The sequence below is a fragment of the Nocardia brasiliensis genome (assembly GCF_042691675.1).
GTDB lineage: Bacteria > Actinomycetota > Actinomycetes > Mycobacteriales > Mycobacteriaceae > Nocardia > Nocardia brasiliensis_D.
On the sequence record NZ_CP170507.1, the window covers coordinates 8,509,823 to 8,532,643 of the forward strand.

The following is a 22,821-nucleotide window of genomic DNA, read 5'->3' on the forward strand; positions in this document are numbered from 1 at the left end:
CGACATCCCCGACCCGAGTCCAGCTTCCCCGAAGCAGCCCGAAACCCATCCGTTGTTGATTCTCACGCTAGCCGTGAGTTTGGCAACGGCCGCAGGGTATCTCGCTGACTGGGCAACCGCAGTCACTGTGGGGTTGTCAGTCTTGGCGGTGTTTGTGCGCCAGCGCCCGAATAGCTCGTAGCGGGAATGCTGGGTGGTGGCAGCAGCTCGGCTGCCGCCACCCAGCTGCTGACACGTACGTGTCAGACCCGGACCCGGTACCGGTTGCGGCGCATGTTGTCGTAGCGGCGCATTTCCCGGTACGCGCCTTCGACATCGACAGCGTTGATCGTTGTCGGAGCCGCACCGATCACTCCGGACAGCAGGGATTCGGCCATGCCTGCCCAGTTGTCGCGGGCGAAGGCGTCGACTTTCGACAGCGATTGCTGGCCCAGTTGGGCCCAGCGGTCCGGTTGCGGTGGCGGCGGGGTGTTGACCGCATTGTGCGCGGCCGCCGCCTGGTCGGCCGGGTTGTAGTCCGGCACTGGACCGGGCAGCGGTGCTACCGGTCCAGTGAGAGCGCGGACGAGCTGATCGATACGGGCGGCCCATTCCGGCGACAAGATCCACTCGTCACGGCCGGTGCCGTTGTAGACCATGCTCGCGCCGGGTTTGAGCACCCCGCCTTGATCGCGGACGATTCCCGGTATCCAGTTCAGCGGGTTCGCCGCCTGTGCCGCGTCTTTGACCTTGTCGTACAACCCGGAGATTCCATCGGTCAGCGCGTCGATACGCGATCCGATCTCTTCGCGTACCGCGCCGCGCATCGACTCGAACAGCGTGCCGGGAAGCTGGCCGAGTTTGGCGTCCCCGACCAGCGTGCCGACCCCGTCACGGATCAGGCCCGCGAGTGGTTCGGTGATCTTGTCGAACAACCGTTGCGCCTGGGTGGCGATCCAGCCGCGCTGATCGGCTCCAGCCGAACTGGAACCGGGGCCGGGGTCGATGAACGAGCCCGCCTCGGTAATCGGCAGATGGAACCGCCAGGGGAACTGACCGTCAGTAGCGCCAGCCGCGCCGCCCCCGTACCGCACACCCGCCGACGACGATTCGACATTGATGTCGGGCAATCCCTCGGCGCCGGAGAGAGTTCCGGCCATGTGGCCACCGCCCGGTGCGTTCGGGTTGTCGTTGACGCCGACGCTCAGGCCCGCACCGACGCCGGGCACGAATCCCATGGGGCCACTCGCGCCCGTGAACGACGCGGTACTGAAGTAGCGCTGCCAGGGGTTCTTGCCTTGCAGTACTGCCGCTAGCGACCCCATCAGACCCGAGCAGTCGAAGCTGTCGCCAGGGAACCGCGGGCCTGCCCATTGGTAGGGCTTGCCGTCCTGCGCACGGGCGAACTCGTGGGCCTTGGAGATGGCCTCCCAAGCCGGGTCATCGCGGGTGACCCGCCCGCCCTCGGCCATGTTGAACAAGCCCTCCGAACCCGGGCTTCTGCCCGCGAGCGCGGCGGAGTTGAACGCGTCCAGGTTCTCGATGCCTGCGGCGTTGACCGCGGGCACTGACAACACGAACTCCCCAGGCATCAAGTTGCGCAACACGGAGTCTTTGCCGCGCTGCGCGCCCTCCTCGAGCGGCACGAGGCCACCGCGGGCCAGGCCGGGCACGTCGGTCCAGTCGGGCAGCTTCCCTGCTAGGAAGTTGTCCACAGCCGTCCAGGCGCGCCCGATACCACCGTTGATCACGGTGGTGATCACGTAGTTGATCGGTTCGCGCACAGCGTCTTTCAGTTCCGACCAGTACCCCTTGGCGGCATCGACCACCTCCCGGAAGAAGTCGCGGACCCTGCCCAGACCTTCGGTCAGCTTCGGGAGTGCGGAGTCGATCATGTCGGACACCCCGGAGCGGATCGCGTCGGGCAGCGTCGCCCAATCCGTGACCGCCCCGCCCGCGACCTTCGTGAGCATCGACTCACCCAAAGCCCCGAGCCCGAAACGAAATTCATCGAGCGCAGGCCGCACCCGGTCGGTCCATCCGCCTGACACGGCATCGGCGAGGCCGCGCCAGTTCTCACCGACCGAGGTCACCCAGCCGGCCACCCACTCACCGAACCCGGTCAGCTTTTCGGCCGCCGCGTCGGCGAAACCGACTACCGCGTCCTTGGCCTCGCCCACCTTGTCTCGTACCGCGTTCCACCCGAAGGTCAGTGCGGTACCAGGGCCGGTCATCTGGAACGCGCCAACAACCCGCTCACCGATCGAGCTGTCGTCACTGAACAGCTTGCTCAGCCCCTGCGCCATCGGGTTGCCGCCGAGCTTGTCCGCGAGGCCGACGATCGTGCCCCACCAGTCCGCGGCGGTCTTGATGCCGTCAGCGATGGCGTAAACGATGTCCTTGACCTCAGTGAAGAACTCGCGGACCTTGCGCTGGCCCTCTTCCGAGCCCAGCCAGGCGTTCCACTCCCGCACCGTGGCCTGGATGCTGTCAAGGAACGATTCGCCCGACTCGTTCGAGCCGACGAACACGTTCTTGATCATCCCGCCGACGTTGGCGACGATGTCGAGCAGCTGCTTGAACTTCTCGATGCCCTCACCGATGAACTTCTCGAGGCTCCCGTCTTCGCGCATCTCGTGAATGCGTTCCCGCCACGAACTGGTTGCCTCGGCGAAGTCCTTGCCCAGGCCGGGCAGGAATTTCGAGCCCACTGCCGCTACGTCCCACAGGATCGCGCCGAGGTCGCCCAGGCCATCGACCAGGAATTCCACCGCTTTGCGGCTGTTGTCGAAGATGACGGTTAGATCGGTTTTCGCGGCGTCGGTCGACAGGAACGCCAGCGCCCGCCGAACGCCGTTGTTGATGACATCCGCGATCCCGGACAGCCCGGTTTTCAGGGTCGGCAGTTGGACATAGGCCAGGCGGACCACGTCGTCGCCCAGACCTTCGAAAAGGTTGTCCTGCACTGCCTTTCGCAACTCGGTCCAATCGTCGCCGAGCGTGCGCATCTTGGTCACGAAGTCTGCGGCATTGGGTGCCAGGTTCGCCAGTGCTTCGGCGTAGGCGTCGGCGGACTCCGATCCGGCCTCGAATGCCTCGGACAGCTGGGCTTGTGCGTCGCTGATCTGCTGAGCTGCATCGGCATTCGCGCAGGCAGCCTCTTGGATCGCGTCTGTGACCGCGGTTTCGGCGTCGGCTTGGCGCTTCTTGGCCTCGGTGACTGCTTGGGCGCCTTCCACGCCTTCGCGGTCGGAGGTGGCCAGGTCTTCGCGTAGATCGCCGTTGCGTTCCTGGACCTCGTGCAGGCGTTGGATGGCTTGGCGGTAGGCAAGGTCGGCGTCACGACGATCATTGCGCGATGCCCCGGAGCCGAAAGCGTTGATCTCGGCGAGCTTTTCGGCCGCTCGATCGACGGCGAGCTGAGCGGCTTCCTCATCCAGCGCGCCCCCGGTCACCGCCAGGTTCAGGTCCTCGATTTGCTCGGTGGCCTGCTTGCGAACACGGGTTAGCGCTTCCTCGGCGTCACGGGCGGCTTGCTTGGCGGCGGTGATCTGCTTTTCGCCCTGCTCGTGCGTACGTGCAGCCGAGTCGACCGCGCTGGCGAGCTGGCGTTGCGCGCTGGCTTGCGCCTTGGCGGACTGCTCGCCCGCGCGTCCGGCATCAGCGGACGCCTTGCTCGCGGCGTGGAACGCCTTGACCACCCCGGACGAACCGATCACCGCCGCAGCACCCACAGCGGCAAACGCCGCACCGGCAGCCGGACCAAGCGCGACCAAAGCTGTTGCCGCATGAGCGATTTGGCCGACGAGCGGTAGAAGGGACAGCCCGGCCAGCGCGCCTATCGCGATCACGGCCAGCCCGGCAGGGTTGACCAGCCCGGCTAGCCCGGCGCCGAGGTTGCCGACTGAGGTGTTGAGGTTGCCCAGCGACCCGGCCATCCCTTGCAGCAGCGCCAGCTGAGCGAGCGCGGCCGTCAGATCGACATCCACCCGGATCGGCAGGACCCGGTACATCGCCATGAATTCACGCATGACCAGGTGTGCGTGCGTACGGTCGATGTTCAGTTCGACATCGAGATAGCGGCCGTTGCGTAGCTCGCCGAGCTGGCTGCGGTCGAAGCGAATGTCGACGTTCACACGCGGGCGTACGGTCTCAGCGAACACGCGCAGCCGTTCACGAGCCGCGCTCAAATCGACGTCGACGCCCACTCGGACCGTGGTGTTCTTCAGTGACTCGCGGACCGTCGCCCGGAATGTGGCAAGCTGCGGTTTGATCTCCACGCCGAGGTCTTGCCGGATATCGCGGAGGTCTCGTCGCAGCTGGCGCAGGAACCCGCGCATACCGGGGACGATGGTGACTTCGGCGCTGCCCGCGTGATATTCAGCCATCGCCGCCGCCCTTCCGATATTCAGTTAGTTGTCAGTCGCGCCCAGCCTGGCCAGCGCGTCATCGACGGCGGCATCGTCACGGCGGAACAGCTCAATTTCCAATGCGTTGGTAGGCAACGGGATTGGGGCGAGCTTGCCGGGCTTGTTGCCATGCACCGCCAGCAGTACCGCTTCGAGGTGTTCGATTCGATTGCACAGCAGCACAAGCAATTTCACGCTCAGTGAATAGCCGTGAGGGGTGATCGGTGCGGCCGTAGCTGGTGCGTCTGGGTCGTATTGGTCGGCCCACTGCCGCGCCAATTCTTCGTCCATCGCCTGATCAGCGCGAAACTGTGATTCCGGCGGCAGCCTGGCCAGCAGGCGAGCCAGCTTCGGCCATGCGTGTACCCCGCGGAACCAGTCGAGAAGATCGAGCCGGTAGTAGGTGTGCAGGTCAGCCTCGATGGACTCGCCCCATCGGTTGATCAGTGCGACGAGTCCTCGGAACCCCCCGCCACATCATCGGCCCCGCGTCCGGCGATGCTCGGATTGATGGCCGCCTGGAGGTCTGCGAACAGCTTCGTCAGCACGGCCGGAGGCTTGGAAGTCACTTCGGGCCAGAACCGTTCGAAGTCTGGTTCGGTCATGAACACCTGGAAGAACTTCGCGGCCAGCTCGGTCTCGCTCGTGCCGTCTTCGATCGCGGACAGCTGATCGAACAGGCGCGTGCGTTCGGCCACGCTTTCGGGAATCGGCACGCTGATCGGCGGATTGAGCGGGATCACGAACGGCGCAGGCGGGGTGTAGTCCTCGCCGAGTGCTTCACGGCAGTACTGGGCCCACGGGTCAACGGCCGGGGTGATCTTCTCAGTGCTCAACGTTCTTACCTTCGCTCTTGTTCTGGGCTCGTATTGCCGGGGCCGGAGTCGGTGCGGGTTTGACGCGCCATCCGCGCGCCTGGAGATTGACGACCTCGGTCGCGGAATCAGTGGTGAACTCGCGCCCGTCAGCGCTGATCAGGATGGGCATCGCTCACGACCAGCCCATCTTCGCCAGCAGCGGTTTCCAGCCCGGCCCGCCGAATGCCCAGGCGATTGCGTAGCCGAGCTGGCTGTCGACCTTGGCCTTACCGGTCAGCGGGTAGGCCATCGCCCCATCGCGTGTGGCCTGCTGCGCCCCGACACTGGTGATCTGGAACTTCGGTGCGATACGCCAGATGTAGATAGCGGTCGGGCCCGCACCGTCGATGCCGAGGTGCAGATACCGGTAGAACTTCGTCGCCGGAGTCGTGGGCTCCTTGATCCACAGCTCACCCGTGGTCGCGTCCGGCGTGACCGCGGACAGGTCCGCGCCGATGTAGAGCTCGAGGACCTTACGGCGAGTCTCGTGCGGGGTCAGCTCGATCGTGGTGTTGCGGCTGATGATGTCTTCGCGCGAGGACTCCAGATCGCCGAACGAGTCGATAGCGCTGGTTTCGATCTCGGGGGTGTATGACGGTGCGCCGTCGACGGCGAGCTTGCCGAGTGACTGGTACCCCTCAGGCAGGCTCTGGAGCTCGGCGGTCGCGCCTGCGGTGAACGCGGTAGGTACCGCGACGGTGTCGTCGGCCAGGAAGCACGCGCCTTTGAGGTGCTTGCGGATCAGCTCGTTCTTGAAATCGGCGAGCGTGTCGAAGCTCGTTGCTGGCATAGGTTCATCCCTCGGTTAGGACTCTCGGAACGAGAGCTGATATGTGCTGATCACCCGGCGGTCATCGGGGTCGATCTCGGGTATCTGCTGGTGTCCGACCGCTGTTCTCGTGTCATCGACGAGAACACCGCCCACCATCGACCCGGCCGCGCTGCGGACCGCGTGGCGAACCTTCTCGGCCAGTGCCCACGCTTGAGCGCGTGTCGCACCGAATACCGCAACCTGGACCACCGGGCGATCGGTGATCCCGTCATCGGTGCCGCCGACCCGATTGACTTGGATGAACGGCACTTTCGTGGCCGGGGTCATCACCGTGTCCGTCGCCGCGATCGGGTCCAGCAGTTCGACCATGACCGCCTCGGCGTCAGGCCAGCTCATAGGCTGCCCAGGCGTGCGAGTGCGTCACGCAGGCCACGTTCAGAACGGTTGCGGCGCGTGCCCCACTCCCGGTACGCCGCGTATGGCGAATACGCGTGCACGGTCGCGACCCAGCGGTCCCCCAGCGCTCCGCCGACGCGGGTCGAGACCCGGACCTCGCGGGCATTGCGCCCGGTACGGTGGCGCACCTCGGCCCTGTAGAGGGCCATGGTGATTTCGGCTTGCTCGATCAGTACCGCGCGCAGCTCGGCAGAGGTCTTGAGGTACGCCGCGAGCCCCGCCTGGTCTGATCGGAACTTCACGCGCTCACCTCGCGCAGCCGAACGACCGTGTTCCCGACTCGTCCGGAGCGGGCGAACGCCTGGGTGATCGGGCGGCCCTGGACGCGGTAGCGCACCCCATCCACCTCGAGGATGTCCGAGGCGATCACATCGGCCCCAGCCGGGCCGAACAACTCACACTCGACGTAGTCGCCTTCGCGGAAGTCATCCCCGGCAGCAGGCCCGCCGTCGACATCACTAGTTGTGCCCCATTGCATTACGCACGGGCCGATCTCGTGGTCGATCAGTGCGGCGCCGTCGCCGAACTTGCCGCACGCGCCGCGCCTCCAGACGGTGACCATCACGCCATGAGTGATCCTCACCAGCCCCACCCCCCGTACTGCTCGGCCACCTGATCGCGAGCCGGCCAGCCGGACTGAAACCACAAGGCCGGGTCGATGTTACGGCGCGCGATGGCGTAGGCGTCGGTAGCCGGGGCGAGCTGAGCGGAGACCTCCACTCCGAGGTCTCGCCATTCCTCGGGCAGGATCGCCAAGAAGCCCGCCGCGACGCGGCTGTCGACTTGGTAGGAGAAGCTGCCCGCGGCTTCGCTGCGGTAGCCCTCGGGATTGCGCAGCACGCGACATACGGCGTTGGCCTGCACCATGATCACGGTTTCGATGTCGAGGACACCGGACGCGAGTTTGGCGGCGAGGTCAGGAATCCGTGCCATGATCTTGCGGGCCGCGCCGTCCACCAGTACGGCCGCGAGGTTTCGTTCCGGCTCGCTCAGCGTCCGGCCCAGCCACCGCGCTACGTCCTCCGGTGTCGCCAGGCCGGGTGGAATCATCGCCATCACCGATCAGCTCCCACCCGGTCCAATCCAGCACACCCGGGCACGACACAACCCCGCCGGTTTCGGTGTTTCGGTATCGCGGCACGCAACTCCCCGATCACGCGGTCGCGTCGTCATAGGCGACAAACGCGGTGGAATCGGTGATGATCCAGCCGAAAATGGCTTCGACCAGATAAGCTTCCATGTTCTGCTGCCACAGATGCACGGTGGTGCCGCCGTCGTCAATCGTGGCCTGATCCGACCGCGAAATCGTCAGCTCCTCGGCGAAGCCGTATTTCAGTGCGCCCCAGTCGCCGCCAAACGCGCGTACCTTGTTGTCGGTACCGCCACCGATGTAGCGACCCGAAATGGTCTTCGAGTACGCGGCGTCATAACCGAGCAGAGTGGCGAAGCCGTTACGCAGGTTCACCGCGTCCTGATAAATCGGTCGGCCCTGCAAATCTGTTGCGGTGCGCAGCTTTTGCTTGAGCCTCGGATCAGCGGCGAACCCGGAGAACTCACCGAATTCGTAGTGATCTTCGACTAGCGCGTGACCGTTGGCGAAGTCGGTCGACAGGCCACCGTCAGCCTTGGCCGTGGTGCCCAGCTCCACCCGCTGGGCGGTCTGGTTCACGAACTCGACACCGGCAATCGGGCCGGTCAGCGGATTCGTGCCGTGCAGGACCGCGAGGTCGAAAGCCCGCGTGATCGCACCGACCATATCGTCGGCGATGTTCTCCAGGATGCCCAGCGGATTCTTGAGCCGCAGTTCCTTCGAGAAATATGTCAGGGCCGCGACTTTGATCGGTTTGATGCTCTTGGTCGCGTAATCGGTCTTCGTCACAGGCTTTTTCTGGCCTTCCCCGACGACACCAGCCTGAACGTGTCCGGTCTGCACTGCAATCGCGGTGCCAGTCAAGGGAATAGCGGTCTGGCCGGAAAGCCTCCGGACCACTGACGCGTCCTGTACGCGGGCGATGATTTCGGTAGCGATTGGTTTAGGAACCAAACCCCTGCTATCGACACCAGCAAGAGTTGTTGCACCTACAGCAGGCATCTGTTTCTCTATTCATTTGTTATTCAGTTGTACGTACTGGTCACACTTTTCGCCTCGTAGAACTGGCTTCCAGCGCGTAATCAGTGCGCGCTCGGTGTGGCAAAACCGAACGCTTGCAAGGATCCGGCTGGCATCTACGCACGGCCGGGCGACCACGGAATATGTGGTCGAACTCAAGTTGGCAGAGTCCGAACTTGACGTCAGCGGAGTATAGAAGTCACGAATTTTCGTACCGGCAGCACTCCACGAGCCGTAAAAGGCACTTTCTGCTGCGACCCATCCAGATGCTCCACGGCAACGAATACTCTACGGATTACACAACCAAAGGAGTACACAGTGGTAACTACGAAGAACGCAGCAATCCTTATCGCCACCGGCACTTTCGTGTCGATGGTGTCGCTGTCCGCAGAAGCGCAAGCAGGTGAGTGGCAAACATATACCTGCGATAACGCCGTTGCCACTCACGTAGGCACAAAGGTCGTTCGGGGGAATAAGTACAGCTTCTCCCAAGAATTGCCTGTCTTCAATGTTGTCGCTGCGGACTGTAAACCATCGAAGGGCGCCCCCGCCGAAGGAGTTAATACCAAAGGAACTATGGTAACCATTTTGGCATCCACGAGTGAAATCGTTGACAAAAATGGAAAAACGATCAAAGAAGGTCGACTGATTTCAGAGTGCCAAGAAACGGATGCAGGAGATGGGCAAGGCCTTGTTACCGGCAGTAAGTGCACTGCGGTAAGAAGTTCTTTCTAGCGAAAATGCGCTTGCAAACTCGCCTACCGCGACCTCCGCCCGTGGTAGCTACGTCCATAAGTGTCAACATCGCGTGACAGGTATCGTCCGAAATGGGCAGATACGCTTTATGTCGCTGTGACACGTACGTGTCACTGTTTTCTGACACGTGCGTGTCAACGGGTTTGACACTTACGTGTCAGCCCCGGCCGCTTCGTAGAACGCTCGCGCCAGCGCGGCCCGGTCATCGGTGGCCGGAGCGGCTGTCTGCGCCGGATCGGGAGTCAGCACCGGCCCGCCGGAGCCGACGAGTGCGGCCAGCGCGTCAGCGCTCGCGGCGCGTGCTTCGTCGGTATCGCCCACGATCAGCGACACCACCGGGACCTCGCCGCCGTCTTTCGTCGCGACCGTCAGCGGCAGCCCTCGCGCGACCGCGAGCTGTGTACGCGCATGGTCGGACTCGACTGCGACTCGCGCGGCTTCGCTCGCGCTCAGCTGTTCGCGTAGCTCGCGGTGGGTCTGCTCGGCCGCAGTTGCGGCGGTCTGGCTCTCGGCTTCCAGCTCGGCCACGCGCCGGTGCAGCGTGCGCAGCTCTTGCTGCGCCCAGTCCGGCAGCTGTTCGAGCTGTGCCGGGTCGCCGGTGGTCGTGGGGTCTGTGTCCATGAAGGAGCCTCCCAGGCTTGATGATTGGATGGGTACCGCTCATGCCGCAGCCCGCAGATCGGCGACTACAGGGCCTCCGCGTTCTACGAGCAGTCGCCGGACGGCGTTGATCTGGTGTGTATCTGGGTACCGTTTGGTGGCCTCGGTGTAGATCGCTTCGAGTTCGCGGGCGGCTGCCCAGCCCGGCCAGGCGTCCCGGTCGAATACCGGTACCGCGATGCAGTCGCAATCGAGGTGGTAGGGATCGCCTTTGGCGTCCTCGATCGCGTCTTCGCGGGTCGAGTACACCGCCCCGCGGCCGGCCATTGTGACGCAGAACGCGCACGATTCCGCGCCACTGAGCATCCGCGCCCAGCCCTGGGCGTCGTCCTGGTCGGCTTCGGCGTCTTCGTCGTCGTCCTGCAGCTCGTCTTCGTCTTCGGGTTCGTCGTCTTCGTCGGCCTGGTCGTCAGGTTCGTCGTCGGTGCCGAACTCTCCGGGACCGTCTGCGGTAAGGGCGTCGATCGCATCGTCGTGAACCACCGTCAGCGCTGGGCCGATCGGACGGCGGGCACCGCTGTTGTAGAGCCGTGCGGAGTCACGCGGGACCGAGCGGGCCGCGTGCTCAGCGTGTTTGATGACGGTGCCGACCAATGCTCGCTCGGCGGCGTTCGGGTAGTTCTCCAGCGCGTTGACGACCGCCCGGTCCAGGAACTGCGGCTCGTAGTCCCGGAGGTCGGGAACCACAGCGGCCTGCGGATGGCCTTGCCAGAGCCGCTGCGCCTCGAGGAATTGCACCCCGACCCGGTATGCCTGCTCACGCGCGTAGCTCAGATGCGGCAACAGCAGCTCCACCAGGCTCGCCCGCGCGGCCGGGGTCGGGTCGGCCAGAAACAGTCGCACCAGCGGTCGCGCTATCGCGGTCAGCTCGACAGCGATCGCGTCCAGCGCCAGGCGGTATCCGCCCGGCGTCACAACCCGACCGCCGAAAGCACCGGATCAATCCGCAGCTCAGCTGCCCGCTTTCGCTGTTCGGCACTGAATCCGATCAGCTCGAGCGCCATATCCGCGGGCAACAGCCCGGACTCGAACAACTTGACCGCAGCGTCGGTCTTGGACGCCAGCGTCGGTGTGGACGGGTCGCGCCACACCGTTTCCAGCCGCTCGCCACCACCGGAACCGTAGAGCCGCAATGCGATTCGCATCGTGCGTTCCCAGCTCGAACCGAATGAACGTTGCTTGCGCTCGGCGCGCTTGACCAGCCTGCCTTCATCTGACTGGATCGCTTCGGCACTGGCCGGGTTGTCACTGCTGAATCCGAGGTAGTGCGAAGGCAGGCCCGACAGCGACGACACCAGCCGCGCATACAGGTTCACAACCTCGGTGAAACCGCGCAAGTCCGCGCCCGGGAAGACACCGGCCTTGGCGTCGGGGTTGCTGATCGCCAGGACGTGACCGATATAGGCTTGCCACTTCGGCACGATGTCGCCGTTGCGGTCGACGAAGTCCGATGAGTTGGCACCCATGACCCACTTCTGTGGAATCGACACCATCTCTTGAGTGATCTGGATGTTTGTCAGCGAGCGGGCGCAGGCATCGGTCAAGCTCATCACATCGGCCATCTCGGTACGACCGAACGGGCCGTCGATGCGTCCGCGGTTGACGAAGGGCGTGACCGGAACCATGCCCAAGCCGTGAACGACGGTCTTGTCGACCTTCCACCCGAACCGGCCCTTCTTGTAGTAGACGGTCCGATCGGTCAGGTAGTGCGCCGCCGCGTCCACCCCGTCCAGGTCGCGATACTGGCGCAACGCCTCCACCGGTTCACTTGTCACCGGGTCGAGATGGATAGCCATCCCTTTAGCGCTGTGCACGGTGATCGCCGGAGCATCGCCGGTCCCCGGTCCTGCAATGGAGAACGAGATTCGCTGAACCAGTGCTTCCAGGTGCGCCAGTGACGACTTGTTGTCCAGGTCGCAACGCTGCCACCAATCCCACAGCCGTTGGTCGGTCGTATCCGCTCCGGCAAGCCGGAAGCCTTCGACATCGAGGCGTTCCTCCACGCTCTCGACTACCAGGCGCGGCCAGTTCGCCACGATCTCCAGCACGCGGACTTCGGGCGGCAACGTAACGCCCAGTGCATCAAGACGTTTCGAGCCTTCGAAGTACGCTTCGTATCGTTCGCGGTCACGTGTGAGCGTGGGAATCCCGCGCATCAATCGGTCGAAACTCACAGCACCAACACCTTTGTCTGTTCGCGCATGCGCCCGGATTCCAGAACGCGAGTGCGGGCCATATCCGCGAGCAGCATTCCGGCGTAGCCATCGACTTTCCGGCCGCTCTCGCGATGTTCTTTTCCGAAGCTGACCCCGTGCTGGTTCAACCGGCGCCGGGCATTGAGCACGTGGCGGCGCAACACCTTGTTACCGGTGTGCCGGACCACGCCATCGGCAATCGCGGCGGTCAGCCGTTCATTGCCGCGCGTGAGGTCTTTCAACCCGCCCCGCATATCCCAGCCGACCCATGAGGCGACCGATGCGCGCACGAGCAGCCGCGAGCGATAGTCGATCGACCATTGATCGACATAGGATTCCCATAGCGCCACGTCCGCGAAAAATGCTGCGACCCTGTAGGTTTCCATCGCCCAGCGGACGACCCCGTCGACTTCGGCGCGGTCGATCTCGTCGGCGAATCCGTCGCCCTTCTCCCAGATCCGGATCGGCTCGAACAACCGATCAGAGACCCGGCAGGCAATCAGCGCGGTCGCGTCATCGCTGCGGCCGCCGTCGAACCCCAAAGTGATGTCATCACCAGGGGCAAGCCGGTCAGCCACTTCGCACCGGTCGTACTCGTGGGGTGCGATGAGTGAATCCGACGCGGCCACAACCTGATTCAGATAGAACCGGCGCGATTCCTCGACGGTCGTAACACCGTCCAGGATCTCTTGCACGAGACGATCGATGTCGAGCCAGACAGAATCGCCGCGTGCTGCGATCAAGCCCGCACGCAGCGAATCCCCGTCGCTCAATTGCGTATCGCCGGGCGCTTCGGTGGCGTCGTAGTAGACACCGGTATCGACGGCCAAGCCATCGCGAACACGCTGGAACGCGTCGTAATCGTCTTCGGCCACCGATCCCAAACCGGGAACGTGAGCGTTCTGAATAGCGAGCGCCCTGGCGGAACCGTCCCGCGACTTGCCGAGGTTGCGGCGGATAACCGCCGCCATCGCGGTGCCCGAATTCGTGGGCAACCAGCCCTGAGTCTCGTTCAGCGCAACAAAACTCGGCCGCCCGCCTTCGAGGGCCAGCGGTGAGCTGGTGACAGCCTCCACACGGCCGCCTCCGGCAATGTGGATGATTTCCTTACCAAGGTCGACGCCGTAGCTCAGGCGCGAATCCTTGCGCAGCATCGGACCGAGCAACGTCATCGTGTTGCGGGTCTGGTCCTGCGAAACAGCCGCAACCTGAATCCACGCGGCGGGGTGACGCCGAGAAACCGGGAGCTCCACCGCATTCCAGTGCAAGAACCGGCACGGACCGAGCGCTTCGAACCAGACCAGCGCGGCGACGAACGGGTCCTTGCTAACCCCAGCCCTTCATCCTGCGCAGCACTCCACGGCGATAGCGGAAGCGTCCGACATCGTTGATTTCGTACCAGCGCAACAGGATTCGCAGCTGTTCACGAGTGAGTTCGAACGGTTCGCCCGCGTTGGGGCCGTCTGGCTGTACCAGGTTTTCGGTCATCCACGCTGCGGCGATCCATCCGAGCGTCCGGTTTTCGGCCGGAATGTAGTCCTCGAGAGAGCGGATTGGTTGGGGGCTGGTCATGGCATCACCCCCTCTCGATATTCAGTTAGTCCGCGGCAGCCTTCCGGTAGCGCTCCATGATCGCGATCTGGGCCGAGGCTTCCTCGTTGTCGCTGGTGTCTCGTTCGAGTTCCAGCCGCGCCCGGCGTCGATCGCCTTCGGTAATCAGCAGCCGCTCAAAAGCGGAATAGATCGTTTGCAGCATTTGGGCAGACCGCTTGCTGGTGGACTTGTACGCGGACAGGTCGTCCATCAGCGAGTACGCGAACGCCCAATCGGACGCTTCGTAGTAGGTCGACTGACCTGACCGGGAGAGGGCATCCCAGATTCGCCGTGCGATCGGGTGCCAGTGCTCATCGGGTTCGGGGAACTCCGAACTCTGACCCGCCGCACCCTTGGTGATCCCGGTTTTGTTGCGGCGCCTGCGTTGGTCACTGCGTTTCGGGACGGGGCCAGGCATGCGATCCCTCTCTGTGGCGGACATGCGCGGACAACCAGCTGCCAGCCGGAACCGCGCTCACCCGGATGCCGTTCTCTGGGGGCTCTGGACCTGTTGCGAGCTGTTGCACGTGCTGATCTGTGGGCTGGTAGTGCAACGGTCTCCGGGGGTGTTCGGTCTGTGGCTGCTTGTTGGTCAACCAAGAGATGCGGTGATCATGGTCGACCGAACGCACCAGTCGCGGAGATTGCCGACCAGACACCGGCCGGGGTCTAGCGAGTTCGCATACATCCGTCTCTCGATAAGTATCCGGCAAAGCCATGAACGCACAGGATCCCCCGACAAGGCCGAGGGATCCTGGTGGTCTGAGATCGGTTCAGGGACGGTCGAACTCGCCGCCCTTCACACCAGCAGTAAAGGCGTCCCACTCGCCGGGGTCGAACACCAGGGCGGGCCCGGTCGGATTCTTGCTGTCGCGAACTCCGACGATGCCGCCGTCAAGATGGGCGACTTCCACGCATTGGTCCCCCGAACCACTACGTGACGATTTGAACCACTGAGCCCCGGTCAGATCAATGGACACTGTCATGCTTCCTCCCGATCGCTGAAGACATTCTGGCCAGCGACCCGTCTTGAGTCGCCATTCGGGCAATACCCCTTCTTCACGACACCACACGTAGAGAAGTCGGGTGACTTCAGATCCGTGCACCACACCTGTTGCCATCTGCTACCGCCACCGCCGCCGAAGTTGCTGAGCTGCAAGAACTTCTACGAGAGCCACGCTCAAGTCTCAGGCGCCCCTGAGAAATGGCGTCGAACTGGTCATGAGCTATCGGATGCGGGATGCGGTCGAAGCCGCGGGCGGTCGAGCTGATGACTTGCGCCCAGCCGAGACAGGCACGTATGCGTTTCATCTTGCGCCGATATGCGATTGCGTGTGGCTACCGCCCTCGGCGGCTGTCGGAGCGGGCGCGGTTTCGGTAGATGTCCGAATCAGAACATTCAGGCTGCCGCATCGGTTCTACTGCGCCACACCAGATTTCAACATGTCACCGACGCTTGCACCAGTGCGGCGATTATGCGATCTCGATGCACGCCTTGTGCCAGTGAATGTTTGGGCACCAGCCCCTCGGGTAGCTTCCAAGTGGAAGCACTCGACGGACACGTGGCAGGGGGCCTGTTCGATGACGACGCGAGATACACGTCAGTCGGCGAGACCCCTTGGGCTCAAGCGGATCTGGGCGACCACTACCTGGCGGGTGTGTTAACCGATGCCGTGGGGCAGCTGGTGTGTCAGCGAAGCGGACCTCGTACGCGCGGTGTTGACCGATTGCGACTTCAACGCAGGCATGTCAGGTTCTGCGGCGCGCCCATACCCGCCCGGTCGTCAGCAAGGCTGCGATTCCCCCGGCCGTTCACTCTGCACTGCACCACCAAAGGCCAACAGTTCCACGACTAGAGAAGGAGGTGAGCCTTGATCGCGATATGACACATCGCCATAAACCGACTGCCCCGTGGTGGCGCGGAGATGCAGGTGCCCGCTCGTCCGTCTGACTTTCCCGCAGGCTGAGCGACCTATACGCAGAGCAGAGAAGGTGCATCAGCCAGCTAGAGCGGACTGCAGCGGCTGCGCCGAGCGTCGTCGCCGTGCTTGTTCGGAGACAATTCTTGGTTGCCGAAGGATACGTGGAAGGATCAAATAAGTGCCTCAAAGTATCGACCTTGACAAGCATTTCAGGGATGCCAGCTATTCAATTATTGGGAAGGATAATCCCGATGCGACGAACATAGAGGTGCAAGAACTTCTGCTGGATGAGCTGAGTTTCGATGGCGATATCAACTATCATCTGGATAAGTTAAACCCTGACACGGTGATGGATACCATCGATAGTGTGTCCGAAAAAAATCATACGTCCGTCGAGCAAGAAACGACCGTCACTCGGCACGAGACAATTACCAACAGCTACACATGGTCTAGCGAACATTCCGTGTCCGTGGGTGTTTCGCTTTCAACCACCATCAAAGTCCCCTTAGTAGGGGGGATCGATACAACCGTCTCGACCGAGTACTCGTTCACGTCTTCCAAGTCCGCGACAGAGACGAAGGAGCGCGGCTGGGAGTTCCAAAAAAAGATCACGGTCCCGAAGCATACTAAAGTGACAGCAGTCCTCCAGATCGAGAAGACGAAACCGCGCATCCCCTACACAATGGTTGGCGCCTTCAGCGGAGGTGTGACAATCAAAGGCAAGGTTACTTTCCCTGACTATGAGACGGAGGTGAATTATTTTCGCTGGCCCGTCTTTCTCTTTTTTGAAGCGAAACCGCTTGCGGGGTTTCATAACGAGGGTACAAAGACCTATTTCCACACTGATGGCATCTTCGAGGCGAGTGAAGGAATCAGAGCTATTATCGATGTCATCGAGGAGCCACTGGACAATCATGAGTCTCCCAGGAATTACGTCATCGATGTCACCCCTGAGCTAGCGCATGCAATTTCTGAAACGCCCGCCGGATAACCTCGCACATTCATGGCACTCGGACAAGAGCTACCGCTCCTAATTATTCGTCAGCCCCGACGGTGAGATACGAACTGGCCGATCCCATGGTGGATCGGCCGGTTCGTCCTAGCACGGCAGTTCAGCTGCTGCAGCCGGCCACTGGCGACCCTGGAACCCGTACAGAGCCTGAACTGCTATACGGGACGCTGGACCAGGGTAGGGGGCGGGGGTACCTCCCCCAGGGCCTAGCTGGTCGGGTCGCTGGCGATCATTGCGCGCAGCCATCGGATGGCTCTCGCTGCCTGCTGAGGCACTACACCGTTGCCGAGTAGGCGCAGCTGGCCGCTGTAGGGCAGACCTATGGTCGGGGCAGTTACCCAGCCTTCGGGCAGGCCCATCATCCACTCGACGCACCGAGGGGACAGCCGGGGCTTGCCGTTTCGGTTGGGTTCGCCAATCCAGGGCGCCGGGCGTGTGAGACGTTCCCAGCGGCGCACTGCGGGCAGGAACTCACCCCAAGCGTCTTCGCTACGTCGATCATTCTCACCTGATGGTTCTGGTGCATGCGTAGCGCTACCGGTCGGCCCCCGCCTACCGCTTCGCTCGCCGCTGGTGTCGGTAGGAGACGCAGTTCCTTGGTCATACTCGCTGACTCCTATCGTCGGCGCGGAAATGGCCCAGGGCAGATGGGCACTGATTACCGTGAGCTGTGGATGTTCGCGCCTGTGCTGTGCTGGGCCGTCGCCAGTTCGGGAGTTCGCCGCCATCGGGGTCGGTAACAGCGATGAAGAGTCGGTCTCGTCGGTGGGGTGCGCCGATGTCGGATGCTCGTACAGACACCCATTGCGCAGATAGCCCGATCTCGGCAAGGTCGCCGAGTACCGTGTCGAATCCTTTGCTGCGGTGTCCGGCGACGTTTTCCAGCAATGTGAGGCGCGGTCGTAGTACGCGAATGGCCTGGTAGATGTAGGGCCAGAGGTGGCGTGGATCATCTTCTCCCTTCCGGAGGCCCGAGGTAGAGAATGGCTGGCAGGGATACCCGGCGGTCAGAATGTCGATCGATGGCACTGAATGCCAGTCGACTTCCTTGATGTTGCCGAGATTCCGGACGTCGGGCACGTGATGTTCGAGCAGCCGAATAGCGTTGCGTTCGATGTCGGCAACCCACACGAGTTCGGTATCGGCAAGTTCGGATTCCAGGGCCATATCCAGACCGAGGTAGCCCGAGCAGAGGCTTCCGATTCGGAGCATTGTCACCTTGTATTCAGTTGTGGCGGTGCGCTGTTGACACGTAGGTGTCAACCGAGCGCGCCGGGATGCTTCTCACGGGGACGCTTGCGTGTCGGCGGTTTTGAGCGGCACACGAAGTTCCACCACCCGTTGCACGGCGAGCAGGCTGCGCGCAGATTGGCCGGATCGTTTGTGCCGCCGCGTGATACGGGGATGATGTGGTCGACCTCGCTCGCGCGGACCAGGCACCCGTCAGCGCGGATTTGGCATAGGTGGGCATCCCTGGTCAGGATCATCCGGCGCACTGTTGACGGCAGGTTCGGGCGCGGGTTCCTGGTGTGCCAGCGATGCATTGGTCTTCACCTGCTTCACGGCGTCGATTCCGGTGTGTCCGCGCAAGATGAGCGCGACGATTGCGCGTGCGTCTTCGAAGCCGTCGTGTGCGAACGCGGCAAGGATCTCGGTGACTCGACTGGCCGCATCGAGTGCGTTCGGGTCGGTGGCGCGAATCCCTTTGCCGTAGAGCGATTCAGCGACGCGCAACGGTTCGGGGAATTCGAATCGAATCGGCGGCATCGCGTTCTTGGATGGCACGTCGATGATGCGCAGCGCGTCAGCCAGTGCTTGAACTTCCGGCGAGGTCTGCGGGGCTTGGTTGGTCTGGGCGAACTGCTGTGGGTTCACGCGACCGCTTCCCAGGCCAGGCCGTGACCGAGTCGACGGTAGAGCCGTCCGCCGTGCTCGGTGATGTGGGATTCGGCTTCCTCGCGGGTGGTGAACTCGTGGACGGGCGGAACGCCGTTGCGGTCGATCGCGGCCCAGCCTTTTTGGCCGGGTTCGGTCAGCGAGTGTTTGAGTGCTTCCAGCCGCGGATCGGTCAGCGTCATCGACACGGATTCCTTTGTTCAGTTGTGTTCGGTTGTAGTGGCTTCCCTGTCGGGTCTCGAACCCGTTGCCGCCCGAAAGTTGCGGGCAGGGAACGCTATTCAGTTGTAGGTGGCGGAGTGGGCTCCGCACACAATCAACGTTATCGATGGGGTGGTCCAAACCGCGTGAACTGCTGGTTTTCGTTCTTGCGCCGAAGTGTTCGGTCCAAGGAGTCGGTGCGGTAGAGGCGTTGTCCGCCCTGCCAGGTCCAGAGCAGGCCGCCTTCGAGTCGCCAGCGTTTCAAGGTGCGTGCTCGTCTGTCGATGCGTCGGCAAGCTGCCGGTTCCGGCAGCCACGCCGGGCCGCCGTACATGTTCGGGAACGCGGTTCGATATGCGAGAGTCAGGATTCACCGCCTAGTCGTTGGGGCATTCGGGCGCGGTAAGCGGCCAGCGGGTCAGGTGCCGGGCGCGTACGTCCATCAGGTCGGTCAGCATGTCGCCTACCCAGTCGTGTTCTTCGATGTGGTCGAGCCGGGCGGCGATCCACGCCGACGTCTTGACGACTGGTTCGAGGTTGCCACCGCTGGCGAGTCCGCGGACTCTGCCGCGTACGCGGTGGACGGGTCCGGGGATTGGGTCGAGTCCGGCGACGGCGGCCCAGTACGCCAGCGCTTCGAGTTCAAGGTCTGCGGCGTCGATGGCAACCACATCACAGGGCGGGCGGGAACTGGGTAGCGCTCGGCTTATCGGGTTGTCGAATCCCGCTGCGGTCGACGAATTCGCGCACAAGCGCAGCCATGCGACGACATCGGGTGTCTGGTCGATGATGGAGGCGAACAGCGCGGAGTGATCACGGCACAGGTTGCTGCCGGGTCGGTGAGCTGGATGCGGGTCGCGAAGGTCAATGGTGGACTCGTGGCCCGAGGCGATCAGTTCGCGGCCGTTGAGCGAGTACGGTTCTCCGGCGGCTCGGTAGCGCAAGTGCGGCATGACGCAGAGGGTGGCCACGGTCGGAACTCCTTACGGGATGGGGCGAACGGTGATCAGAGCGCCGGGGTCTTCCCCAGTGACAGCCAGCCGCTTTTCGGCGTAGAGCTGCGTCACCTGGGAGTCATCGGCGTAGGCGATGCCGGACAGCCCGTCCAAGATGGCGCGGACGAGCTTGTCGACATCAGGGCGGCGGATCGCGTGAACGTGCTTGGTTTTCGGTGCGCTGAGCGGGCGGCGCATCACGAACGCAACCGCTACCGCTATCGGGCCGGTGGCGGGTTCGAATCCCGCTTGTCGAGCGCGCTGCGCGACGAGGTTGCGCCAGGGCTTGAGGAATTTCGAGGACTCGACCATTCGTCCGCCGCCGACGTGGCGTTTGCTGCCCTGCGGTGCCGGTTGGCCCGGCACCCACAGAGTCGTCACGCCGGGTTCTCCTGGCGGGCAAGGTAGTTCAGCGACGCGGCGATCCACTGCGTGTGTGTGATGTGCAGGCCGGGCACGTTCTCGGCCGCGTAGCAGGTGTGACGCCCGCCTGCGAGGTAACCGTGGGCGTCGTGCAGCGCTTCGCTCAGGCGCCGGAACTCTTCGAAGGCGTTCCACGGTTTGCGGGCCGCGTTCTGCCAGGTGCGGCTACGCAGGGTCGCGATTGCGTCTTCGAGCCAGGGTCGAAGGTGCGGCGACATGGCCGGGGTGAAGTCGGCGAAATCGCGGAGCATCGAATCTGTTGGGGCGCTAGTGATTACGTCTCCGGGTGCGGCCAGCCAGTGGACGAGTCCGGCGCGGTCGATCGCCCCGGCGAGTCCGCTACCGCCCGGGTCGAGCAGGCCGATATAGCGGCCCGCGGGTCGGTGGGGGTCAGCGAGCAGATACGTGCGAGCGACGTTGCGATGGTTGGTAAACGCGCCTGCCACTGCTGCGCCCTGGGAGTAGCCGACCAGGTACACGGGCCGTTTCGCGCTGTCGATCGCTTGCTGGGTTTCCCGCATGCCCGCAGCCTTGGAATCCTCGTAGCTGCGATGGCGGCCGTAGTCGGCTGGATAGGCGATGTTGCGCGGGCGGAGTCGGCTCGTGTCGAGTCGGCGGGCCACGTCGCCGAGGAGGCCGTATTGGTCCGGTCCTGCGGTATCCGAGCTGGCCCAGGTGCCTTCGACAATGATCACGTCACGCATGAATGGTCTTTCTGTTCGAATCGGATCGGTCGGCGGAGTCGGTCAGATGTCGCCCCACTGGCCCGACCCCGAGCCCCACGATTTGGAGGCGCGTTCACGTGCGGCGCGGCTGCTGCCGTTCGGACGCTGCCCGCGCTCGCTGTTCTTGGACTGCTGGATCGGTCCGGACAGCGACCACACGATGATTTGCGCGCTGGTCCGTTCGTTGCCCTCTCGGTCGGTCCAGCTCTGTAATTCGACCTCGCCGGAGATGTTGAACGTGTCCTTGAAGGAAAGACGCTCGGCGGCGATCTCTGCGTTGTCATCGAACGCGACGCATTGGGCGATGAATTCGGCCTTCTTTTCGTATTCGCCGGTCTGATCGTTCTTGATGCTCTTGTTGAACGCGACAGCGAATCGAGCCATCTTCTTGCCGCTATCGAGTGTTTGAATCTGGACGCCGTCCTTCGAGAGCATGAAGGCGCGACCGGTGATCACGGGCAATGACATGGTGATGACTACCTTTCAGGCGAATTGTTTACTCGGTCGTAGTACTCGTCATCGGCCGGACCCCAGGGAAGCCGGATCGAGAATTGCAAGGAGTCGGGCCACGCGCGTTCTTCGCGGGAACCGCGCCAGGGCACGAGGTCGACTATTTGGGCTCGGCCTTTTCCGGAGTCACGGGTATTTCGGCGCATTCCGAATCCGAATTCGGGCCACCGTCGCCACAGGCTCGATCCGATGGGCCGCATGTTCCGTTTCCCGCTGGAATCGAGGCCGTTGCCTGCGTGGGCTTCGGTGAGCAGTGCGCAGCCGTAGCGTTCGCGCAGGCCATCGAGAATCCAGGTCAGTTCACGCGCGGCCGGTTCGTCGGATGGGTCGCGGTGGTGCAGCTTGTACAGAGGGCCGAGGATTAGCAGGTCAGGCTGTACGGCATTGATGGCGTGTTCAAGGCGGGCGACGTCCCGGCCGGCCAAGAGGTCGATGCCTTTGGGCTGGACTTCGATGCGCATGTGGGCCGACCAGTCGACTGGTGTCATGCCGTAGCCGTCGCGTAGTTCATCGACTCTGGTTGTGATCAGGCGGAACCGGCGCCTGGACTGGGCAGCGGAGTTCTCGCAGTCGTAGACGAGTACTCGCGCGCCGTCGCCGTTGTCCTGAAGGTCTCCGGTGAACGGGTGCAGGCCTCCGGCGACGCATGCTCCGATTTGGCTGCACAGCACGGACTTGCCGCCGCCTTCTTCACCGGTGAGGATGACGCGCTCGGTGCGTTCGATCAGGCCAGGTACCAGCCAGTTGTGAAAATCTTCCTGAGCGAGGAATTCGCGCAGGCCCATCGGTTCCGGTCGGTTCTTCTCGGTGGCGATGGCGTCGGCATCGTCACAGAATTGGCGGAGTTCGCGTGTGGCTAGGCGGACCTCGGTATTCGCGTCGGACTCGTCCACGCTTTCCAGGCGTTGCAACGTGTTGGTGAGCCCGTGGATGAGTTTGCGCCGCGCGGACAGTTCACGAACTCGTTCGGCGAGTTGGGGTGCGGCCTGCGGGTTGTATGCCTGTTGAAACAGGGTCAATACATCCGGCGGTGTGATGCGGCTTGCCAGGCCAGAGGCGAGGAGCTTGCTCGTGACGGTGTTCGGGTCGATGACCTCGCCAGCGACGAGCATTGCGCGAATAGTGGCGGACAGGTCGACGTGGCGCGGGTAGAACCAGTCGTCGGGGCCCACGGTGCGAAACGACGCGAGTGCATCGGGATTGCCTGTGAGGGCAAGGCCGAGCAATGCGCGTTCGGCGTATGGATCGGCCGGTTGGCCGATCACGGGTTCCGTGGGGAGCACGTCGGCGACGGTATTACTAGTGTCAGAGATTCCCGCGTGACACAGTTTCGTCTGACACTAGAGCTAA

Annotated in this window: 27 protein-coding genes; 2 read left to right on the forward strand and 25 right to left on the reverse strand. The window is 63.4% G+C overall.

The window, feature by feature from the left end; genetic code table 11:
* Window positions 1-242 precede the first annotated feature (242 nt).
* From ACFK0J_RS39325 to ACFK0J_RS39365, 9 genes are all read right to left on the reverse strand, one after another.
* Window positions 243-4,367 carry a hypothetical protein gene (locus tag ACFK0J_RS39325; protein WP_378734917.1) on the reverse strand — a complete coding sequence of 1,375 codons (4,125 nt, stop codon included), beginning with the start codon at window positions 4,365-4,367 and terminating at the stop codon, window positions 243-245.
* A gap of 24 nt (window positions 4,368-4,391) precedes the next feature.
* Entirely contained in the window at window positions 4,392-4,679 is a 288-nt protein-coding gene (locus tag ACFK0J_RS39330; protein WP_378734919.1) for a hypothetical protein, read from the reverse strand.
* Between the two features lie 152 nt (window positions 4,680-4,831).
* Window positions 4,832-5,224, reverse strand: coding sequence for a hypothetical protein (locus ACFK0J_RS39335; protein ID WP_378734921.1), 393 nt, complete (start codon window positions 5,222-5,224; stop codon window positions 4,832-4,834).
* Between the two features lie 154 nt (window positions 5,225-5,378).
* Window positions 5,379-6,035 carry a hypothetical protein gene (locus tag ACFK0J_RS39340; protein WP_378734923.1) on the reverse strand — a complete coding sequence of 219 codons (657 nt, stop codon included), beginning with the start codon at window positions 6,033-6,035 and terminating at the stop codon, window positions 5,379-5,381.
* Between the two features lie 15 nt (window positions 6,036-6,050).
* Complete coding sequence (locus ACFK0J_RS39345; protein WP_378734925.1) at window positions 6,051-6,413, reverse strand: hypothetical protein; 363 nt, start codon at window positions 6,411-6,413, stop codon at window positions 6,051-6,053.
* Complete coding sequence (locus ACFK0J_RS39350; RefSeq protein ID WP_378734927.1) at window positions 6,410-6,715, reverse strand: hypothetical protein; 306 nt, start codon at window positions 6,713-6,715, stop codon at window positions 6,410-6,412. The genes ACFK0J_RS39345 and ACFK0J_RS39350 overlap by 4 nt, the downstream gene beginning before the upstream one ends.
* Window positions 6,712-7,056: a hypothetical protein gene (locus tag ACFK0J_RS39355; RefSeq protein WP_378734929.1), complete on the reverse strand. Its 345-nt coding sequence runs from the start codon at window positions 7,054-7,056 to the stop codon at window positions 6,712-6,714. Before ACFK0J_RS39355 ends, ACFK0J_RS39350 begins: the two co-directional genes overlap by 4 nt.
* The gene (locus ACFK0J_RS39360) at window positions 7,053-7,523 is read right to left on the reverse strand and encodes a Gp19/Gp15/Gp42 family protein (protein WP_378734931.1); all 471 of its coding nucleotides are present in this window, start codon (window positions 7,521-7,523) and stop codon (window positions 7,053-7,055) included. Before ACFK0J_RS39360 ends, ACFK0J_RS39355 begins: the two co-directional genes overlap by 4 nt.
* Window positions 7,524-7,626: 103 nt before the next feature.
* Entirely contained in the window at window positions 7,627-8,565 is a 939-nt protein-coding gene (locus ACFK0J_RS39365) for a phage major capsid protein (RefSeq protein WP_378734933.1), read from the reverse strand.
* A 336-nt stretch (window positions 8,566-8,901) separates the two neighbouring features.
* Here ACFK0J_RS39365 and ACFK0J_RS39370 point away from each other — a divergent pair, with 336 nt between their 5' ends.
* Window positions 8,902-9,318, forward strand: coding sequence for a hypothetical protein (locus ACFK0J_RS39370; RefSeq protein ID WP_378734935.1), 417 nt, complete (start codon window positions 8,902-8,904; stop codon window positions 9,316-9,318).
* A 171-nt stretch (window positions 9,319-9,489) separates the two neighbouring features.
* On the opposite strand, the gene ACFK0J_RS39375 is transcribed toward ACFK0J_RS39370, so the two are convergent.
* The 7 genes from ACFK0J_RS39375 to ACFK0J_RS39405 all read right to left on the reverse strand — a co-directional run bounded on the left by ACFK0J_RS39375 (window position 9,490) and on the right by ACFK0J_RS39405 (window position 14,767).
* A complete protein-coding gene (locus ACFK0J_RS39375; RefSeq protein ID WP_378734937.1) occupies window positions 9,490-9,960 on the reverse strand; it encodes a hypothetical protein in 471 nt (156 codons plus the stop codon).
* A 39-nt stretch (window positions 9,961-9,999) separates the two neighbouring features.
* Window positions 10,000-10,914, reverse strand: coding sequence for a hypothetical protein (locus tag ACFK0J_RS39380; protein ID WP_378734939.1), 915 nt, complete (start codon window positions 10,912-10,914; stop codon window positions 10,000-10,002).
* Window positions 10,911-12,173: a phage portal protein gene (locus ACFK0J_RS39385; protein WP_378734941.1), complete on the reverse strand. Its 1,263-nt coding sequence runs from the start codon at window positions 12,171-12,173 to the stop codon at window positions 10,911-10,913. The genes ACFK0J_RS39380 and ACFK0J_RS39385 overlap by 4 nt, the downstream gene beginning before the upstream one ends.
* Window positions 12,170-13,447, reverse strand: coding sequence for a hypothetical protein (locus ACFK0J_RS39390; protein ID WP_378734943.1), 1,278 nt, complete (start codon window positions 13,445-13,447; stop codon window positions 12,170-12,172). The genes ACFK0J_RS39385 and ACFK0J_RS39390 overlap by 4 nt, the downstream gene beginning before the upstream one ends.
* Window positions 13,448-13,520: 73 nt before the next feature.
* The gene (locus tag ACFK0J_RS39395) at window positions 13,521-13,766 is read right to left on the reverse strand and encodes a hypothetical protein (RefSeq protein ID WP_378734945.1); all 246 of its coding nucleotides are present in this window, start codon (window positions 13,764-13,766) and stop codon (window positions 13,521-13,523) included.
* A 25-nt stretch (window positions 13,767-13,791) separates the two neighbouring features.
* The gene (locus ACFK0J_RS39400; RefSeq protein WP_378734947.1) at window positions 13,792-14,205 is read right to left on the reverse strand and encodes a hypothetical protein; all 414 of its coding nucleotides are present in this window, start codon (window positions 14,203-14,205) and stop codon (window positions 13,792-13,794) included.
* A gap of 355 nt (window positions 14,206-14,560) precedes the next feature.
* Window positions 14,561-14,767, reverse strand: a complete 207-nt coding sequence (locus ACFK0J_RS39405; RefSeq protein ID WP_378743329.1) for a DUF397 domain-containing protein — start codon at window positions 14,765-14,767, stop codon at window positions 14,561-14,563.
* Between the two features lie 1,120 nt (window positions 14,768-15,887).
* Between ACFK0J_RS39405 and ACFK0J_RS39410 the strand changes: the two genes are divergently transcribed.
* Complete coding sequence (locus ACFK0J_RS39410) at window positions 15,888-16,700, forward strand: ETX/MTX2 family pore-forming toxin (RefSeq protein WP_378734949.1); 813 nt, start codon at window positions 15,888-15,890, stop codon at window positions 16,698-16,700.
* Window positions 16,701-17,321: 621 nt separating this feature from the next.
* On the opposite strand, the gene ACFK0J_RS39415 is transcribed toward ACFK0J_RS39410, so the two are convergent.
* The 9 genes from ACFK0J_RS39415 to ACFK0J_RS39455 all read right to left on the reverse strand — a co-directional run bounded on the left by ACFK0J_RS39415 (window position 17,322) and on the right by ACFK0J_RS39455 (window position 22,754).
* The gene (locus tag ACFK0J_RS39415; protein WP_378734952.1) at window positions 17,322-17,933 is read right to left on the reverse strand and encodes a DNA cytosine methyltransferase; all 612 of its coding nucleotides are present in this window, start codon (window positions 17,931-17,933) and stop codon (window positions 17,322-17,324) included.
* Between the two features lie 47 nt (window positions 17,934-17,980).
* On the reverse strand, window positions 17,981-18,265 hold the full coding sequence (locus ACFK0J_RS39420) for an HNH endonuclease (protein ID WP_378734954.1): 285 nt from the start codon (window positions 18,263-18,265) through the stop codon (window positions 17,981-17,983).
* Window positions 18,165-18,596, reverse strand: coding sequence for a hypothetical protein (locus tag ACFK0J_RS39425; RefSeq protein ID WP_378743412.1), 432 nt, complete (start codon window positions 18,594-18,596; stop codon window positions 18,165-18,167). The genes ACFK0J_RS39420 and ACFK0J_RS39425 overlap by 101 nt, the downstream gene beginning before the upstream one ends.
* Window positions 18,593-18,799 (reverse strand): hypothetical protein, encoded by a 207-nt coding sequence (locus tag ACFK0J_RS39430; RefSeq protein ID WP_378734956.1) that lies wholly within the window; start codon window positions 18,797-18,799, stop codon window positions 18,593-18,595. Before ACFK0J_RS39430 ends, ACFK0J_RS39425 begins: the two co-directional genes overlap by 4 nt.
* Before the next feature lie 396 nt (window positions 18,800-19,195).
* The gene (locus ACFK0J_RS39435) at window positions 19,196-19,789 is read right to left on the reverse strand and encodes a hypothetical protein (RefSeq protein ID WP_378734957.1); all 594 of its coding nucleotides are present in this window, start codon (window positions 19,787-19,789) and stop codon (window positions 19,196-19,198) included.
* 12 nt (window positions 19,790-19,801) lie between these two features.
* A complete protein-coding gene (locus ACFK0J_RS39440) occupies window positions 19,802-20,194 on the reverse strand; it encodes a RusA family crossover junction endodeoxyribonuclease (RefSeq protein WP_378734959.1) in 393 nt (130 codons plus the stop codon).
* Window positions 20,191-20,940 carry a hypothetical protein gene (locus ACFK0J_RS39445; RefSeq protein WP_378734961.1) on the reverse strand — a complete coding sequence of 250 codons (750 nt, stop codon included), beginning with the start codon at window positions 20,938-20,940 and terminating at the stop codon, window positions 20,191-20,193. Before ACFK0J_RS39445 ends, ACFK0J_RS39440 begins: the two co-directional genes overlap by 4 nt.
* Window positions 20,941-20,982: 42 nt before the next feature.
* A complete protein-coding gene (locus ACFK0J_RS39450) occupies window positions 20,983-21,417 on the reverse strand; it encodes a single-stranded DNA-binding protein (RefSeq protein ID WP_378734962.1) in 435 nt (144 codons plus the stop codon).
* Window positions 21,418-21,437: 20 nt separating this feature from the next.
* Window positions 21,438-22,754 carry an AAA family ATPase gene (locus tag ACFK0J_RS39455; protein WP_378734964.1) on the reverse strand — a complete coding sequence of 439 codons (1,317 nt, stop codon included), beginning with the start codon at window positions 22,752-22,754 and terminating at the stop codon, window positions 21,438-21,440.
* Window positions 22,755-22,821 lie beyond the last annotated feature (67 nt).

Excerpts from the sequence above, each read along its gene's own strand:
- ACFK0J_RS39330 (WP_378734919.1), bottom strand. The coding sequence starts at position 4,679 with ATGGACGAAGAATTGGCGCGGCAGTGGGCCGACCAATACGACCCAGAC.
- ACFK0J_RS39325 (WP_378734917.1), bottom strand. The coding sequence starts at position 4,367 with ATGGCTGAATATCACGCGGGCAGCGCCGAAGTCACCATCGTCCCCGGT.
- ACFK0J_RS39415 (WP_378734952.1), bottom strand. The coding sequence starts at position 17,933 with ATGCTCCGAATCGGAAGCCTCTGCTCGGGCTACCTCGGTCTGGATATG.
- ACFK0J_RS39395 (WP_378734945.1), bottom strand. The coding sequence starts at position 13,766 with ATGACCAGCCCCCAACCAATCCGCTCTCTCGAGGACTACATTCCGGCC.
- ACFK0J_RS39445 (WP_378734961.1), bottom strand. The coding sequence starts at position 20,940 with ATGCGTGACGTGATCATTGTCGAAGGCACCTGGGCCAGCTCGGATACC.
- ACFK0J_RS39360 (WP_378734931.1), bottom strand. The coding sequence starts at position 7,523 with ATGATTCCACCCGGCCTGGCGACACCGGAGGACGTAGCGCGGTGGCTG.
- ACFK0J_RS39400 (WP_378734947.1), bottom strand. The coding sequence starts at position 14,205 with ATGCCTGGCCCCGTCCCGAAACGCAGTGACCAACGCAGGCGCCGCAAC.
- ACFK0J_RS39375 (WP_378734937.1), bottom strand. The coding sequence starts at position 9,960 with ATGGACACAGACCCCACGACCACCGGCGACCCGGCACAGCTCGAACAG.
- ACFK0J_RS39420 (WP_378734954.1), bottom strand. The coding sequence starts at position 18,265 with ATGCATCGCTGGCACACCAGGAACCCGCGCCCGAACCTGCCGTCAACA.
- ACFK0J_RS39345 (WP_378734925.1), bottom strand. The coding sequence starts at position 6,413 with ATGAGCTGGCCTGACGCCGAGGCGGTCATGGTCGAACTGCTGGACCCG.
- ACFK0J_RS39340 (WP_378734923.1), bottom strand. The coding sequence starts at position 6,035 with ATGCCAGCAACGAGCTTCGACACGCTCGCCGATTTCAAGAACGAGCTG.
- ACFK0J_RS39365 (WP_378734933.1), bottom strand. The coding sequence starts at position 8,565 with ATGCCTGCTGTAGGTGCAACAACTCTTGCTGGTGTCGATAGCAGGGGT.
- ACFK0J_RS39430 (WP_378734956.1), bottom strand. The coding sequence starts at position 18,799 with ATGACGCTGACCGATCCGCGGCTGGAAGCACTCAAACACTCGCTGACC.